The 14,347-nt window shown below is 54.3% G+C and carries 17 protein-coding genes and 1 tRNA gene; 6 read left to right on the forward strand and 12 right to left on the reverse strand.

Going from position 1 to position 14,347, the window contains the following annotated elements; translation table 11 throughout:
- Positions 1–180: 180 nt before the first annotated feature.
- The 5 genes from rplS to ffh form a co-directional block, all read right to left on the reverse strand.
- Positions 181–537 carry a 50S ribosomal protein L19 gene (rplS, locus tag AC222A_RS01475; RefSeq protein WP_372747236.1) on the reverse strand — a complete coding sequence of 119 codons (357 nt, stop codon included), beginning with the start codon at positions 535–537 and terminating at the stop codon, positions 181–183.
- A gap of 33 nt (positions 538–570) precedes the next feature.
- A complete protein-coding gene (gene trmD, locus AC222A_RS01480) occupies positions 571–1,311 on the reverse strand; it encodes a tRNA (guanosine(37)-N1)-methyltransferase TrmD (protein WP_372758311.1) in 741 nt (246 codons plus the stop codon).
- 4 nt (positions 1,312–1,315) lie between these two features.
- Entirely contained in the window at positions 1,316–1,846 is a 531-nt protein-coding gene (rimM, locus tag AC222A_RS01485; protein WP_372747234.1) for a ribosome maturation factor RimM, read from the reverse strand.
- Positions 1,847–1,867: 21 nt separating this feature from the next.
- The gene (gene rpsP, locus AC222A_RS01490) at positions 1,868–2,128 is read right to left on the reverse strand and encodes a 30S ribosomal protein S16 (protein WP_372747233.1); all 261 of its coding nucleotides are present in this window, start codon (positions 2,126–2,128) and stop codon (positions 1,868–1,870) included.
- A gap of 220 nt (positions 2,129–2,348) precedes the next feature.
- Positions 2,349–3,737: a signal recognition particle protein gene (gene ffh / locus AC222A_RS01495; RefSeq protein WP_372747232.1), complete on the reverse strand. Its 1,389-nt coding sequence runs from the start codon at positions 3,735–3,737 to the stop codon at positions 2,349–2,351.
- A 171-nt stretch (positions 3,738–3,908) separates the two neighbouring features.
- On the opposite strand from ffh, the gene AC222A_RS01500 reads away from it, so the two are divergent.
- The 3 genes from AC222A_RS01500 (at position 3,909) to AC222A_RS01510 (ending at position 6,605) form a co-directional block, all read left to right on the forward strand.
- Positions 3,909–4,703 (forward strand): cytochrome C assembly family protein, encoded by a 795-nt coding sequence (locus AC222A_RS01500; protein ID WP_372747231.1) that lies wholly within the window; start codon positions 3,909–3,911, stop codon positions 4,701–4,703.
- A 66-nt stretch (positions 4,704–4,769) separates the two neighbouring features.
- A complete protein-coding gene (locus AC222A_RS01505; protein WP_372747230.1) occupies positions 4,770–6,056 on the forward strand; it encodes an HlyC/CorC family transporter in 1,287 nt (428 codons plus the stop codon).
- Between the two features lie 90 nt (positions 6,057–6,146).
- The gene (locus AC222A_RS01510; RefSeq protein WP_372747229.1) at positions 6,147–6,605 is read left to right on the forward strand and encodes a nitroreductase/quinone reductase family protein; all 459 of its coding nucleotides are present in this window, start codon (positions 6,147–6,149) and stop codon (positions 6,603–6,605) included.
- A 22-nt stretch (positions 6,606–6,627) separates the two neighbouring features.
- Here the strand turns inward: AC222A_RS01510 and AC222A_RS01515 are convergent, their stop codons facing one another.
- From AC222A_RS01515 to queA, 7 genes are read right to left on the reverse strand one after another with little or no spacing between them, the layout of a single operon-like run.
- Positions 6,628–7,350: a hypothetical protein gene (locus tag AC222A_RS01515; RefSeq protein WP_372747228.1), complete on the reverse strand. Its 723-nt coding sequence runs from the start codon at positions 7,348–7,350 to the stop codon at positions 6,628–6,630.
- Positions 7,351–7,368: 18 nt separating this feature from the next.
- Positions 7,369–7,551 (reverse strand): DUF1289 domain-containing protein, encoded by a 183-nt coding sequence (locus AC222A_RS01520; protein WP_372763917.1) that lies wholly within the window; start codon positions 7,549–7,551, stop codon positions 7,369–7,371.
- Positions 7,548–8,072 carry a gamma carbonic anhydrase family protein gene (locus AC222A_RS01525; protein WP_372759749.1) on the reverse strand — a complete coding sequence of 175 codons (525 nt, stop codon included), beginning with the start codon at positions 8,070–8,072 and terminating at the stop codon, positions 7,548–7,550. Before AC222A_RS01525 ends, AC222A_RS01520 begins: the two co-directional genes overlap by 4 nt.
- On the reverse strand, positions 8,069–8,671 hold the full coding sequence (locus AC222A_RS01530) for an NUDIX hydrolase (RefSeq protein WP_372782072.1): 603 nt from the start codon (positions 8,669–8,671) through the stop codon (positions 8,069–8,071). The genes AC222A_RS01525 and AC222A_RS01530 overlap by 4 nt, the downstream gene beginning before the upstream one ends.
- Positions 8,664–8,981, reverse strand: a complete 318-nt coding sequence (locus AC222A_RS01535; RefSeq protein ID WP_372763915.1) for a YqfO family protein — start codon at positions 8,979–8,981, stop codon at positions 8,664–8,666. The genes AC222A_RS01530 and AC222A_RS01535 overlap by 8 nt, the downstream gene beginning before the upstream one ends.
- A complete protein-coding gene (gene tgt, locus AC222A_RS01540) occupies positions 8,969–10,084 on the reverse strand; it encodes a tRNA guanosine(34) transglycosylase Tgt (protein WP_372747249.1) in 1,116 nt (371 codons plus the stop codon). The genes AC222A_RS01535 and tgt overlap by 13 nt, the downstream gene beginning before the upstream one ends.
- Before the next feature lie 20 nt (positions 10,085–10,104).
- Complete coding sequence (queA, locus tag AC222A_RS01545) at positions 10,105–11,151, reverse strand: tRNA preQ1(34) S-adenosylmethionine ribosyltransferase-isomerase QueA (protein ID WP_486774574.1); 1,047 nt, start codon at positions 11,149–11,151, stop codon at positions 10,105–10,107.
- A gap of 123 nt (positions 11,152–11,274) precedes the next feature.
- On the opposite strand from queA, the gene AC222A_RS01550 reads away from it, so the two are divergent.
- The 3 genes from AC222A_RS01550 to AC222A_RS01560 all read left to right on the forward strand — a co-directional run bounded on the left by AC222A_RS01550 (position 11,275) and on the right by AC222A_RS01560 (position 14,345).
- Positions 11,275–11,361: transfer RNA gene (locus tag AC222A_RS01550), tRNA-Leu, on the forward strand.
- Positions 11,362–11,684: 323 nt separating this feature from the next.
- Positions 11,685–12,287, forward strand: a complete 603-nt coding sequence (locus AC222A_RS01555; RefSeq protein ID WP_372750435.1) for a PaaI family thioesterase — start codon at positions 11,685–11,687, stop codon at positions 12,285–12,287.
- Positions 12,288–12,302: 15 nt separating this feature from the next.
- Positions 12,303–14,345 (forward strand): TonB-dependent receptor, encoded by a 2,043-nt coding sequence (locus AC222A_RS01560; protein WP_372782078.1) that lies wholly within the window; start codon positions 12,303–12,305, stop codon positions 14,343–14,345.
- Positions 14,346–14,347: the final 2 nt, after the last annotated feature.

The raw sequence follows: 14,347 nt of genomic DNA on the forward strand, positions 1-14,347 counted from the left end.
TCTAACCCCCCCCCCCACCAAAAAAAAAACAACTCTTATAAATAAAACTAAGAAAAAACCCGGTGTACTTATTATTTTTTTTTGTTCTAAAAAAAAAAAAACACAAACCCACCCCGGTTATGCGGCATAAAAAAAGGCACATCCTTGCGGAGGTGCCTTTTGACAAGCAGCTTTCGCGGCTTATTTTGTGTCGAGCTTTTCCTTGATACGCGCTGCCTTGCCGCTGCGCTCGCGCAGGTAGTAAAGCTTGGCTTGGCGCACATCACCACGACGCTTGACGGTAATGCTGTCAACCAGCGGGCTGTGCGTCTGGAAAGTACGCTCAACGCCTACACCGTGAGAAATTTTACGAACTGTGAAAGCCGAGTTGATGCCACGATTGCGCTTGCCCAGCACAACACCTTCAAACGCCTGCAGACGCTCGCGGTTACCTTCTTTAACCTTCACCTGAACTACAACGGTGTCGCCAGGGCTGAATTCCGGCAGGTCCTGCTTGATCTGCTCCGCGTTCAGTTCCGCGATAATTTTGTTGCTCATGGCATGCTCCTCAATAAAGTCATAGCTTCACAGCTATTGGCTAGTCTGCTCGCCTTGATACTCGGCTAACAGCTTTCGTTGCTCATCGTTTAGCGTCACTTTTTCCAGTAAATCCGGGCGACGCTCCCAGGTTCTTGCCAGCGCCTGTTTCAGCCGCCAGCGTCGAATTCTTTCATGATCACCACTGAGCAGCACCGCAGGTACCTGCTCACCCCGGTAGTGTTCCGGGCGGGTGTAGTGCGGGCAATCCAAAAGCCCATCCACAAAGGAGTCTTCCACCGCCGATAGCTCATGCCCCAGTACTCCGGGCAGAAGACGGGCGACTCCGTCTATCATTACCATGCCGGCCAGCTCACCGCCGCTCAACACGTAATCACCGATCGACCACTCTTCGTCGACTTCCGCCTGAATTAGGCGCTCATCCACGCCTTCATAGCGACCGGCCAGTAAAATCCATTCTTCGCGCTGTGCCAATTCTGCCAATGCAGCCTGATCCAGCGTTCGCCCCTGCGGTGACAGATAAGCCACACGGGCTTTTGGCAATGCCTGCCGGGCTGCGCCAATGGCGTCACTCAGCGGCTCAGTCTTCATGACCATGCCTGGCCCACCGCCGTAGGGCCTATCATCCACCGTCTGGTGACGGTCGTGGGTGAAATCCCGAGGGTTCCAGCTATCAAGTGTCAGCAAGCCATTCTTGATGGCGCGACCGGTAACCCCGTAGTCTGTTACCGCTGACAGCATTTCCGGAAACAGGGTGATGAAACCAATTTTCACCGCCCTAAAACTCCGGATCCCACTCCACCACCATTGTGCCGGCGGCGAGGTCAATCTCCCTAATCACCTGGTCCGGCAGATAGGGAATCAGGCGCTCCCGATCATCTATACTGCCCTCACAGGGTGTTACTACCAGCACATCGTTGGCGCCAGTCTCAAGCAAGTGATCAACCTTGCCCAAAAGCAGGTTGTCTCGCCCTGCCTTGACAGACACCAGTAAACCTTCCAACTGATGCCAATAAAACTCGTCGCTGGGTAGCTCTGGCAATTCTTTGCGACTCACTGCCAGCTCACACCCAGCCAATTCCCTTGCCTGCTCCCGGTCTGCAACGCCATCCAGCGCAGCAATCAGGGTTTTACCGTGGCGCCGCCCTTCCAGAATCGTGACGGGCTGCCACTGTCCTGCACGCTTCAGGAACAAAGCCTCGTAATCGAGCAGGTTGGTCATGGGGTCGGTGAAGGAATACAGCTTCACCCACCCTTTGACACCATAAACCGTCGACACCTTGCCAACGGTAATCAGGTCATCCGACATATTCAGATGCCTGACGCTGAATTACGCAGCTTCCTGTTGCGCCTGGCCAGCTTCTTCAACCAGCTTGGCGACACGCTCAGACATTTTGGCACCCAGAGCAACCCAGTGCTCAACACGAGCGGTATCAACGCGCAGACGCTCTTCCTGACCACGGGCAACAGGGTTAAAAAAGCCCACGCGCTCGATAAAACGACCATCGCGAGAATTGCGGCTGTCGGTTACAGTCAGGTGGTAAAACGGACGCTTTTTGGAGCCGCCGCGTGACAAACGAATAGTTACCATGCTTTTGAATTTCCTACGGTTTTCGGCCAACTTCCAGGGAAGCCGGCCCATCTTCAAATCAGTTTCACAGCCCCAGCACTGAACAGGAGCCTTTAAAGGCGCGACATTCTACGGGAAAGCACATTGAAATGGAACGTTTTTTCACCCACTGAACCCGGACAACCAGGTAACGCACGCCGCCGTCGTGCCAGGCGGCAATCAACCCCCGCTCCCAGGCCGGTTACATTCCGGGGAAACGACCGCCACCGCCCATACCACCGCCGGGGGGCATCATGCCTCCCATACCGCGCATCATATTGGCCATGCCGCCTTTTTTGGTCATTTTCTTCATCATTTTTTGCATCTGCTTGTGCTGCTTAAGCAGACGGTTAAGATCCTGCAGCTCGGTTCCGGACCCCAGTGTAATACGCCTCTTACGCGAGCCGTTTAGAAGATCCGGGTTACGGCGCTCAGCCGGCGTCATCGAGTCAATGATCGCCTCCATCCGCTTGAACATCTTGGTATCAATCTGCGACTGCGCCTGCTGAGCCATCTGCCCCATACCTGGCAGTTTGTCGAGCATGCCAGTGATACCACCCATGTTTTGCATCTGCTGAAGCTGATCCTTGAGATCCTCAAGATCAAACTTCTTGCCTTTCTTGATCTTCTTGGCGAGCTTCTCAGCCTTTTTCTTGTCGAGCTTCTGTTCCGCCTCTTCGATCAGCGAGAGAACATCGCCCATTCCAAGGATTCGCGACGCAATACGATCCGGATAAAAAGTCTCCAGAGCATCGGTTTTCTCGCCCACCCCAAGGAACTTAATCGGTTTGCCAGTGATATGCTTCACCGATAGAGCGGCACCACCACGCGAATCTGCATCCGATTTGGTCAGCACTACCCCAGTTAACGGCAGGGCGTCACTAAACGCTTTGGCGGTATTGGCCGCATCCTGACCCGTCATGGCATCGACCACAAACAGGGTCTCGATAGGTTTGACCGCGGCGTGCAGATCCTTGATCTCCGCCATCATGGCTTCGTCTACCGCCAGTCGACCTGCGGTATCGATGATCAGCACGTCTTGAAACTTGAGCTTGGCCTCAGCCACCGCCGCGTTGGCAATATCTACAGGCTTTTGCTCAGCATGGCTTTCGAAAAAGGTCGCACCCACATCGGCAGCCAGGGTCTCCAGCTGTTTGATAGCAGCAGGACGATAAACGTCGGCACTGACCACCATGACCTTTTTCTTTTCTTTTTCTTTCAGATATCGAGCCAGCTTGGCAACTGAGGTGGTTTTACCCGCACCCTGCAAACCCGCCATCAGAATGATTGCTGGCGGCTGCGTGGCAAAATTCAGGGGCTCAGCCTGGGAGCCCATAACGCGCTCCAGCTCTTCCTGAACAATTTTGACGAATTGCTGGCCAGGACTCAGGCTTTTGCTGACCTCCTGCCCGACCGCACGCTCGCGCACTATATCGACAAAATCCTTGACTACTGGGAGGGCAACATCGGCCTCTAACAGCGCCTTGCGCACTTCGCGCATGGTATCCTTGATATTGTCCTCGGTCAGGCGGGCCTGGCCGGTTACCGTGCGCAAGGTAGACGATAAACGTTCGGTTAAATTCTCAAACATGCCATTGTGCTCTCTTGCCAGTGCCGCTGCTCTGTCGACAGGGCCTTGTTAACACGCTTACAATCGTGCTCTAAAAATCGAAGGGCAGCATTATAGCGGACTAATCGCCGCAGCCCCACCGCTAACCACCGATTTGCCACGGTCCGACCTGAGGAACACTTGCCAATTATCATGAATACGGCTCTGAGTTTGCTGGCTATTACGCTCTACGCTATCGCAACCGTGCTGCTTTGGCAGGAAATTCGGCAAGGCCACGCTCGCTACAAACTCGCCCTGTTACTGGGCGTTGGCGCCATGTTCTGCCACGGTACCGCCAGTTTTGTGGGAATGATCACCCCAGCCGGCATGAATCTCAGCCTGACGGAAATGAGCGTTTTGATCAGCTGGTTCGTGGTGATGATTACCCTGATCAGTGGCATGCTACGCCCGCTATTGAATATCCTTGTGGTGATATTCCCGTTTACCGCCGCAGTGCTGATTATTACCTTACTGGTGGACACCCCAGCCCGTCTGCTAACCCAGCCTGGCGGCATGATGTTCCACATTATCCTGTCAGTGCTGAGCTACAGCGTCCTGACCATTGCCGCCATCCAGGCCATCGCATTAGCCATTCAGGAATACCGCCTTAAACACCACCAACTACGTGGCATCCTGAAGGCCCTGCCGCCACTGGTCACCATGGAAGAGATGCTGTTCGAATTGGTACTGATCGGCTTTGTACTGCTTACCCTGTCGATTGGCACTGGCTTATTCTATGTAGACGACCTATTTGCCCAACACCTGGTGCACAAAACCGCGTTCACGCTGGTGGCATGGGCCTGCTTTGGCATTTTGCTTATCGGGCGACACCGTATGGGTTGGCGCAGCCGCACCGCCATCCGCTGGACCCTTTGTGCTTTTGCCTTGCTATTGTTGGGCTATGTGGGCTCGAAATTCGTACTGGAAGTGCTGTTACACCGTATCTGAACTTGCCTGTCCGGGCGATTTTCTTCAAGATAGGCGCCCAACAACGATTACGGGGTTTACGGCTTCTTGAACGAGGCACCGCTGGGTTTTCTTTTCGGCCTGATTGGCTTTTTGATCCTCCTCTCTGGTTTCTTCTCTGGTTCTGAAACGGGCATGATGGCGCTAAATCGCTATCGCTTGCGTCATTTGAGCAAGAGTGGTCACAACGGTGCCCGCAAGGCCAGCAAACTGCTGGAGGAGCCGGAGAGCCTGATCAGCGCTATCCTGATCGGCAACAATCTGGTCAATAACCTGGCGGCCGCCACCGCCACGGTGCTCGCAATCCGGCTTTACGGCGACAAGGCCGTTGTACCAGCCTCCATACTGCTTACCTTGGTTTTCCTTATTTTTGCGGAAATCATCCCTAAAACCATCGCCGCGTATAAAGCTGAGGCGGTGGCATTCAAGGTGAGTTATGTTCTCACCCCGCTCAAAACACTGCTGCACCCAGTAATCTGGGTAATCAACCGCTTTATTCACGGTTTTTTGCGGCTCACCGGTTTCGAGGCGAAAAGCGACGCCGAACACCTGAGCATCGATGAATTACGCACCATCGTTGGCGAAGCTGGCCAGATGATCCCGCCGCGCCACCAGCATATGCTGATGAACATACTCGACCTTGAACAGGTCACCGTGGATGACATCATGATTCCCCGCAACGAGGTGTACGGCATTGATCTGGACGACGCACCGGAGATCATTCGCTCTCGCCTGCAGGAGTCCGAATTTACCCGCATGCCGGTATTCCGCGAAGACATCAACAATATTGTGGGCATCCTGCATCAGCGCGATGTGATCAGCAGCATCAACGCTCAGGGCGAAATTGACCTGAATAAGCTAATGGGGATCATCAAAGAACCCTACTTTGTGCCGGAAAGCACCCCGCTGCACACCCAGCTCTTTAACTTTCAGAAACACAAGCACCGCCAGGGAGTGGTCGTGGATGAATACGGTGTGGTGCAAGGCATCGTCACGCTGGAAGACCTGCTGGAAGAAATTGTCGGCGAATTCACCTCCAATCTGCTCGAAGATATCAATCAGGATATCGTGTCGCTAAAAGATGGCACCCACCGCATCGACGGCACCGCCACCATTCGCGACGTCAACAAATCACTGAAATGGGAGCTGCCCACCGATGGCCCCAAAACACTGAACGGGCTGCTATTGGAGCATCTTGAATCCTTCCCCGATGGCCCTTGCTGCGTTAAACTAAATGGCTGCCGCTTTGAAATTGAGGCTTTGAAAGACAATCGTATTGAAAGCGTTCTCGCCTGGAAACCCAGTAAAAAGACCAAGAAACGGAAAAAAACCTGAACCAGGCCTGTGCATTTTACACTTTGACGACGACGCACCTGTTCAGGTTTACTCAGACCTTTCCTGAATCCTTTGCAGGGAGCGCGACAGATGAAGATAGATATTCCCGAATACATGCCAGACTGGATCAAGCAACATATCCAGCTCTACCTTGAAAACCCTGAAAAAGCCCACCTGTGGGATAGCAGCCTTGGCGGCGGTTCCGGCCTGTTGCACACTCTATTATTGATCACTCGCGGCCGTAAAAGCGGAGAACTGCGCCCACTGCCGTTGATTTACGGTGAAGACAACGGCAACTATATTGTTATTGCCTCAAAAGGCGGCTCACCGGATCACCCGGCCTGGTACCTCAATCTGCAGAGCACGCCCGAGTGCGAAATTCGTGTTGGCACCAAGCGCATGAATGCTCTGGCACGCTCTGCTGACGCTCACGAACGCCAGCATCTCTGGGAGAAAATGGCCAAGCTCTACCCACCCTACGACGACTACCAGCAAGCCGCCGGAGTGCGGGAAATCCCGGTAGTGATTCTAGAACCCCTTAACCGCTAACAGAGGTCACTAGCTGACGCAGCTAACGAGCGGCGCGACGCAACGTTCTTTTTATGGAATGCGAAATCGTGGTCCAGTCGACTGGAAAAATAATGGGCAATGATTGTCCCTGACGCCACTGCGGGTTTAACCGCTCAAAATTCGCGGTCAGCGCTTGCGCCTCTTCGCTTCGCGCCAGGGATTCGGAGTCAGCCACATTCTGATTAATCACAACACCACGTTCCGGCTGCCAGTCGCGGCCAAAATAGTGACCGGCAAATTCGTGCAAAGCCTGGCGTTCCCAAGGTGTGGTTTTAGCATCATGCAATGCTCGAACATTACCCGTCGATCGCGCCAGTGAAACATAGCTTTGCGGGAAGGCGGTGGTAACGAAATACAGATGTCGCAGGCCATGCCTACGAAAAACCCGCGGCAGAATCAGCCAGGGAGCAATCAGCGTTTTGTAGTGCCCACGATAGGTTTTATCAAAGTAAAAATATTTCGAATACAGCAGTATGCCGCGACGCCCCGCATGATCCACCGGTCGCTGCGCGATGGTAAAGAAGCCACCTAGCTTTCCATCTGACCCATGAAACGATGCCACAATCGAATCATCTGCACTCACAAACTTACGAAAATAAGCCTGATCTTCTGACTCGGTTCGGGCCAGCGATACATAGCGCCGCCGCAATGCCCAGAGCTCCAATACCAGCTCGTCGGATAAGTCTGGCCCGTCGGTCAGACGTATCTTCAACGGTTTTGCCACTGCTCGCTCTCCAGCTAATCAGCTTATGTTGTAACGCCGTTTCATCCGCTGCTGAGCCCGAACAATCACCTCGCGCTTGACCTCATTGGTATACTCGGACCAATCGGTAATTTCCTGCATGGTTCGGTAGCAACCCATGCACAAATCATCTTCATCCAAGGCACATACCGATATACAAGGGGACTTTACAACCTCGGTCATGGCTCAGCCTTGAGTTCCTTGATAAACCGCTGCCCATTTTCCACATAGTGGCTGGCTGACAGCCGCAGTGCCGCCTGTTCGTCTTCCGACAACACCCGTTTGATTTTAGCGGGCGCCCCAAGAACCATAGAACCATCCGGAATCTCAGTACCTTCTGTCACCAACGCATTGGCGCCGATCAGGCACCCCTTGCCAATTTTCGCGCCATTCAATACCACAGCATTGATGCCAATAAGACTGCCATCCCCTACCGTGCAACCATGCAGCATGGCCTTGTGCCCAACAGTGACATCCTCGCCAATTTCCAGCGGAAAGCCCGGATCAGCATGCAATACCGAGGCATCCTGAATATTGCTGCGATCGCCAATACTGATACGTTCAGCGTCACCGCGAATCACCACGTTAAACCAGATACTGACCAGCTCTCCCAGGCTTACATCACCAATGACGGTCGCATTGTGAGCAATAAACTGGTTATCGGCCTTACGCTGCACCGACAGTTCACCAAGACTAAAAATCATGAACTTGCTCCCCTTCGGGTTTCCACGGGCAGGCCCGCATCGAGTAATTCATTGAGCACGTCAGCCAGAACCATGGCTGTCACACCCCAAACATCGTACTGTTCAAACTGAAACCGGGCCACCCGCTTGGTAATTCCCTGATCCAGCACATCGACCACCGAAAACAGCTTCCCACTCAGCAATTGGTCGATCGGCACATAAAAGGCGCTATCGAGCTCACCGTAGTTGATGTTGAACTCCAGCTCCGCTGGCACAACACCCAGATAGGGTGTCATACGAATTTTAGTGCGGGTAATACGCTGATCTAACGCCCCGAGACAAGTGAAATGTTCTGCCGGAATTCCAACCTCTTCTTCCATCTCTCGGACCGCTGTGTGCAGCAGGTCATAATCATCCTCATCCTGCTTTCCGCCGGGAAAGGCTATTTCCCCCGCGTGCAGACTCAAGTGCGGTGAACGCTGCGTCAGGAGCACCCCCGGCTTAGCGTCATCGGAAATCGCCACCACTACGGCGGCATCCGGATAGTCACCGGCGATGGTTTGGGGCTGATAGCCCTCGATGCGAGACTTCAGCGTCTGAATTACCGATGAATCAGCCATCGATATCCACCAGCTGAATCACCTCGAATGCCGGTTCCTCGTAGGGGTGGGCCTGCCGTAAGGCACCTACTACTGCGCTTAGCAGCGACGGCTCACACAGCATCTCCACCCGGTATTCTGCAACGGTTTCAACCGCGCCCTGGGCACCAATAAAAGGGCTGCTACCCTTCAGAGGGCGAAACTGCCCTTGCCCGCGTGTTTGCCAGGCGCAGCAGTCATAATCGCCTTGGCGCCCTGCGCCTGCCTCAAACAGGGCATTTTTTACTTCTTCAACATGGGTTTCAGGTATGAAAACAATCAGCTTGTACACCGTTCCTCCCGTTGCTGGCTTTCGTAAAATTCATCGGCAAACGCGTCCAGCGTGTTGTTCTCGATCGCCGCACGAATGCCTGCCATGTGCGTCTGATAAAAGCGCAGGTTGTGGATGGTATTCAATTGCGCCCCTAATATTTCCTTGCAGCGATCCAGGTGATGCAGGTAGCCGCGCGAGAAATTCTGGCAGGTGTAACAATCACAGTTTTCATCCAGCGGCGCCGTGCTTTGCTTATGGCGCGCATTGCGAATTTTGATTACCCCGCCCGATGTAAACAAGTGGCCATTGCGCGCATTGCGCGTTGGCATGACACAATCGAACATGTCGACGCCGCGCCGTACCGCCTCGAGAATATCTTCCGGCTTACCCACTCCCATCAAATAGCGGGGCCTGTCTGCGGGCATGGTGTGTGCCAGGTGGTCCAACACATTGAGCATATCGTCCTTGGGTTCACCGACTGACAACCCACCAATGGCGTAGCCGTCAAAACCAATATCAACCAGACCTTTAAGAGACTCCTCACGCAACGCTGGGTACATACCTCCCTGCACGATACCAAACAATGCAGAAGGGTGATCACCGTGGGCATCGCGGCTGCGCGCAGCCCAACGCAATGACAACTCCATGGATTCTCGAGCCTGCCTCTGCGTTGCCGGATAAGGCGTGCACTCGTCAAAAATCATGACAATGTCGGACCCTAGATCGTGCTGCACCGCAATCGAGGTTTCAGGGTCGAGATAGACCTTGCTGCCGTCCACCGGCGACTGAAAGCCCACACCAGCCTCGGTAATCTTGCGCAGCTTACCCAGACTCCACACCTGGAAGCCGCCAGAATCGGTAAGAATCGGGCCATCCCAGCCACTGAAATCATGAAGATCGCCGTGAGCCTTTACCACTTCCGTACCCGGCCGCAGCATCAGGTGGAAGGTATTGCCCAGAATGATCTCCGCACCGATCTCACGAATATCCCTCGGCAGCATGCCTTTCACTGTGCCATAGGTGCCTACCGGCATAAAAGCGGGCGTCTGCACCGTACCGCGACTAAAACTCAGTTCACCGCGCCGGGCTTCGCCATCACTGGCACTGACAGAAAACTGCATATCACACTGGCGAGACACGCTCAGACTCCTTGACTGGGAAACACCAGCATGGCATCTCCATAACTGAAAAACCGGTAGCGCTCCGCCACCGCTTGCCGGTAGGCATCAAGCACCGCTTCGCGACCGGCAAAGGCACTGACCAGCATGATGAGGGTTGATTCTGGCAAATGAAAATTGGTCAGCAACGCGTCCACACTGCGAAAGCGATACCCCGGATAAATAAAAATGTCACTCTCACCCGCATAGGGCGCAAGCTCACCCGAGCGCGACGCCGTTTCCAGGCTACGCACCGAGGTGGTCCCCACAGCCACTACACGGCCGCCGCGCTCCCTGGTCGTGCGCACGGCCTCACAAACCTCTTGGCTGACCTCAAGGTATTCAGAATGCATCTGGTGATCGCGAATATCGTCAACACGAACCGGCTGAAAAGTGCCCGCCCCCACATGCAGGGTGACAAAGGCCGTGTCGACACCCTTCGCTTTCAGCGTCTCTAGCAAGGTATCGGTAAAATGCAAACCAGCTGTCGGCGCAGCGACGGCTCCCGGTTTTTGCGCATACACCGTTTGATAGCGCTCTTGGTCAAGCTGCTCATCGGCGCGGTCAATATACGGTGGCAGCGGCATGTGACCGATGGCTTCCAGAACTGCGATTACCGGCTTTTCGAATGCCAGTTCAAACAGCTGTCCCTGGCGGTCGATCATCGTACATTCGGCAAGGGGTTCGGTGCCGTGGTTGCGCACCAGATGCAATCGCGCCCCAGGCTTGGGCGATTTACTTGACCGTATGTGGGCCAACGCACTGTATTCACCTGTCACACGCTCTATCAACAATTCTAGCTTGCCGCCGCTTTCTTTGTGGCCATAGAGGCGCCCGGGAATCACCCGCGTGTTGTTAAACACCAGCAGATCGCCAGCGCACAGATAGTCAGCCAGTTCTGGAAACTGCCGGTGCTCAACCTGATGTTGCGCACCGTCCAGCACCAGCAATCGGCTTTGGTCACGTTGCGCCGCCGGATAGCGCGCAATCAGTTCATCTGGCAGGTCAAAATGGAAATCGCGGGTTTTCATGGAGGATATCGTTCATAAAACAGGCGCGCAGGTTACCGGAAATCGCGTTTTGCCTCCAGTTACGCACAGAAACCTTTGACCGCCGGTGTGAGATTGCTATAATCGCGCGCTCTTTCATCCTGTGCCAGAGTGGTGAAATTGGTAGACACAGGGGATTCAAAATCCCCCGCCGTAAAAAGCGTGCCGGTTCGAGTCCGGCCTCTGGTACCATCTAAACAGTTTTACCGAAGCTATTCGCTGAAGAAATAATCCAGCAAAACCTCCACAGGCCGGACTTGAACCGGCGAGGCTCGACAAATTGCGGCCAGCAATTTGATGAGCGGCGGCAAGCCGCGACGCCCCACGGCGCAATACAGCCCTCAGGCTGTTTTGATTAATCCGGCCTCTAACACCCTCTAATCCGCCATTCACTTATAGATATTCCTGCGCTGACAATTTCCTGCGCAACAGGCAACACCTTCGGCCTGTTTGGTCATTGTCCTCGCGCCGCCCATCCTCGAAACTGCAATGACATCCAATCACACGATAAAGCCATGCAGCCGGAAAATCTCACCGCACTCAACCACTACATCGCTACTTTGCGCCAGACACTGGAACTCAGTGCCAATCTCAACGCTGACACCGAAACACTGAATGCGGCAGCACAACAGCTGCAGCAACTGAACCAGCAGCTCCAACCCCACACCGAACAAAAGCCGCTACCGCAATTTAATATCAATTACGGCGACCGGCTTTCAAGCATACTGCCCTACTCACCGATTTCTGGCGCACTGAACCCCATTGCACCGCCACTGGATGTCATGAGAGACGAGGAGGATTCAACTCGCCTGACCGCGACGCTGACCCTCGGCCGAATTTATGAAGGCCCGCCAGAACTCGTGCACGGATCTGTCGTAGCCGCCATTTACGATCAAATTATGGCTTTTTCAGCCGTAGACCAGAAAGTGGCAGGGTTTACCGCCAATCTCAGCGTTGACTACCTAGCCGGCACGCCGCTATTCGCGCCACTCACGTTCACCAGCTGGGTTGACAGCGTCAACGGGAAAAAGGTGATTGTGAAGGCAGAATGCCACAGTAGTGGTACACTTCTGACCCGCTGTACCGGACTGTTTATTGCTTTTCAGCCCGAATCATAAAAAACAGGGATTACTATGCTTCACTCTACTACTAAAAAGGCATTGGCCTACGCCACACTTCTCGGGCTAACTGCCAATGCCCTCGGGACTGAGCCGGAACAGGTCGTTGTATCAGCTACCCGACTCGAACAGACCCAAACGCCGCTCAGCAGTGTTTCTGTCATTGGCAAACAGGCCATCGACACCGTTTCACACATCCATATCAATGAATTGCTGAACCGTGCTCCCGGCGTATGGGTATCGCGCGGCAACGGCCAGGAACACCTGACCGCGATTCGTTCAGAAGTGCTTACAGGTGGCGGCTCTTGCGGTGCATTCTATATGGCTCAGGACGGTATTCCGTTGCGCGCCCCCGGCTTTTGCAACGTAAATCAGCTGTTTGACGCCAACAGCGAACAAGCGGCCCGAGTGGAAGTAATTCGTGGCCCCGGTACGGCGGTACATGGCTCGAACGCACTGAACGGGGTTATTAATGTGATTACCCGTGCGCCCGGCGAAGAACCATTAACTCGACTCACCGCCGAAGGTGGCCCACACGATTACAGCCGCCTGAAACTGGAGCACAGTCAGGGTAACTCAACTCACCGGGTGGGCATTTATGCCAATGGTGCGCATGACGGCGGTTACAAGGAAGATTCCGGCTTTGATCAGCAAAAGATGACCCTGCGCTACGATTACACCGGCAGCGTCTGGACCAGCCAGAACGTGTTGAGCGCGACCAACCTCAACCAGGAAACAGCAGGCTATGTGTTGGGCCAGGACGCCTACAAAAATGACGACCTGAAAAAATCCAACCCTAATCCCGAAGCCTTCCGCGACAGTCAGAGCGCACGCTTTTACAGTCGCTGGGAGCGCGAAGGCAGCCAGGATACCCATTTTGTCGCAACACCTTATTTGCGCTACACCGAGATGGATTTTCTACAGCACTTCCTGCCCGGTACGCCGCTGGAAGAAAATGGCCAGAAAAGTGTCGGGGTGCAAACCGCGTTTTTCAGCAATCAGGGCGCCCATACCAGCCTGCACTATGGTTTTGACGCGGATCTCACGGAAAGCTATCTGACACAGACTCAGGCTTCAGCATCGTTCACTCGTTTCGGCACGGGGTTTCCCAGCGGCAAACACTACGATTATCAGGTAGACGCCACGACCGCCGCCTGGTTTGTGGGTGGCAACTGGGAACCTAAAGCCGAGCGCGAACTCAATGCTGGCGTACGTTACGAGATTCAGCGTTACGACTACGATAACCTGATGATTGATGGCAGTACCGACGAAAATGGCGTGCCCTGCGCCAGCCCCTGCCGCTATACCCGACCGTCAGATGACAAAGACAACTTCTACAACTGGTCTGGTTATTTAGGTTACCGGGAATCGTTGAGCGACAACGTGGATGCCGTCGCCCATTTCTCGCGGGGGTTCCGCGCGCCGCAGGCCTCAGAGCTGTACCGTCTGCAAGAGGGGCAACTCAATGCCGATCTGGACTCTGAGGAAGTGATCAACGCCGAACTCGGTCTCCGGGGCAACTGGTCCCGCGCGAGCGCGTCAATCACCGCCTATCGTCTCGAAAAAGACAACATTATCCTCCAGGATTCAAACCGTCAGAACTTCAGCAATGGCAAAACCCTGCGTCGCGGCATAGAACTGGAGCTTAGCTGGCACATACGGGAAAATCTTCGCCTAGAGCTACAGGGTAGCTACGCCAAAACCCAGTACGATAATGACGTTCTCGGCGTTGAGGATAATGAATTGGCCACAGCACCACGACAATTGGCCAGCGCCCAGCTGAAATGGCAACCGCTATCTGCAACCAAGGCAGAACTGGAGTGGGTACACGTGGGCGAGCACTATCTCGATGAAGCCAATAGTCGGGAGTATGGGGGCCACGATCTGGTCAATCTGCGTCTTGCCCAGGGGCTGACCAAGGGACTTGAGCTGTCACTGCGGGTTACCAACCTGACCGACGAGGATTATGCGGAGCGAGCAGACTTTGCCTTTGGCAATTACCGCTATTTTATTGGCGAACCGCGTAGTGCTTACGTAGGCATTTCTGCGGAGTTTTAAAC

The organism is Litorivivens sp. (genome assembly GCF_057445395.1).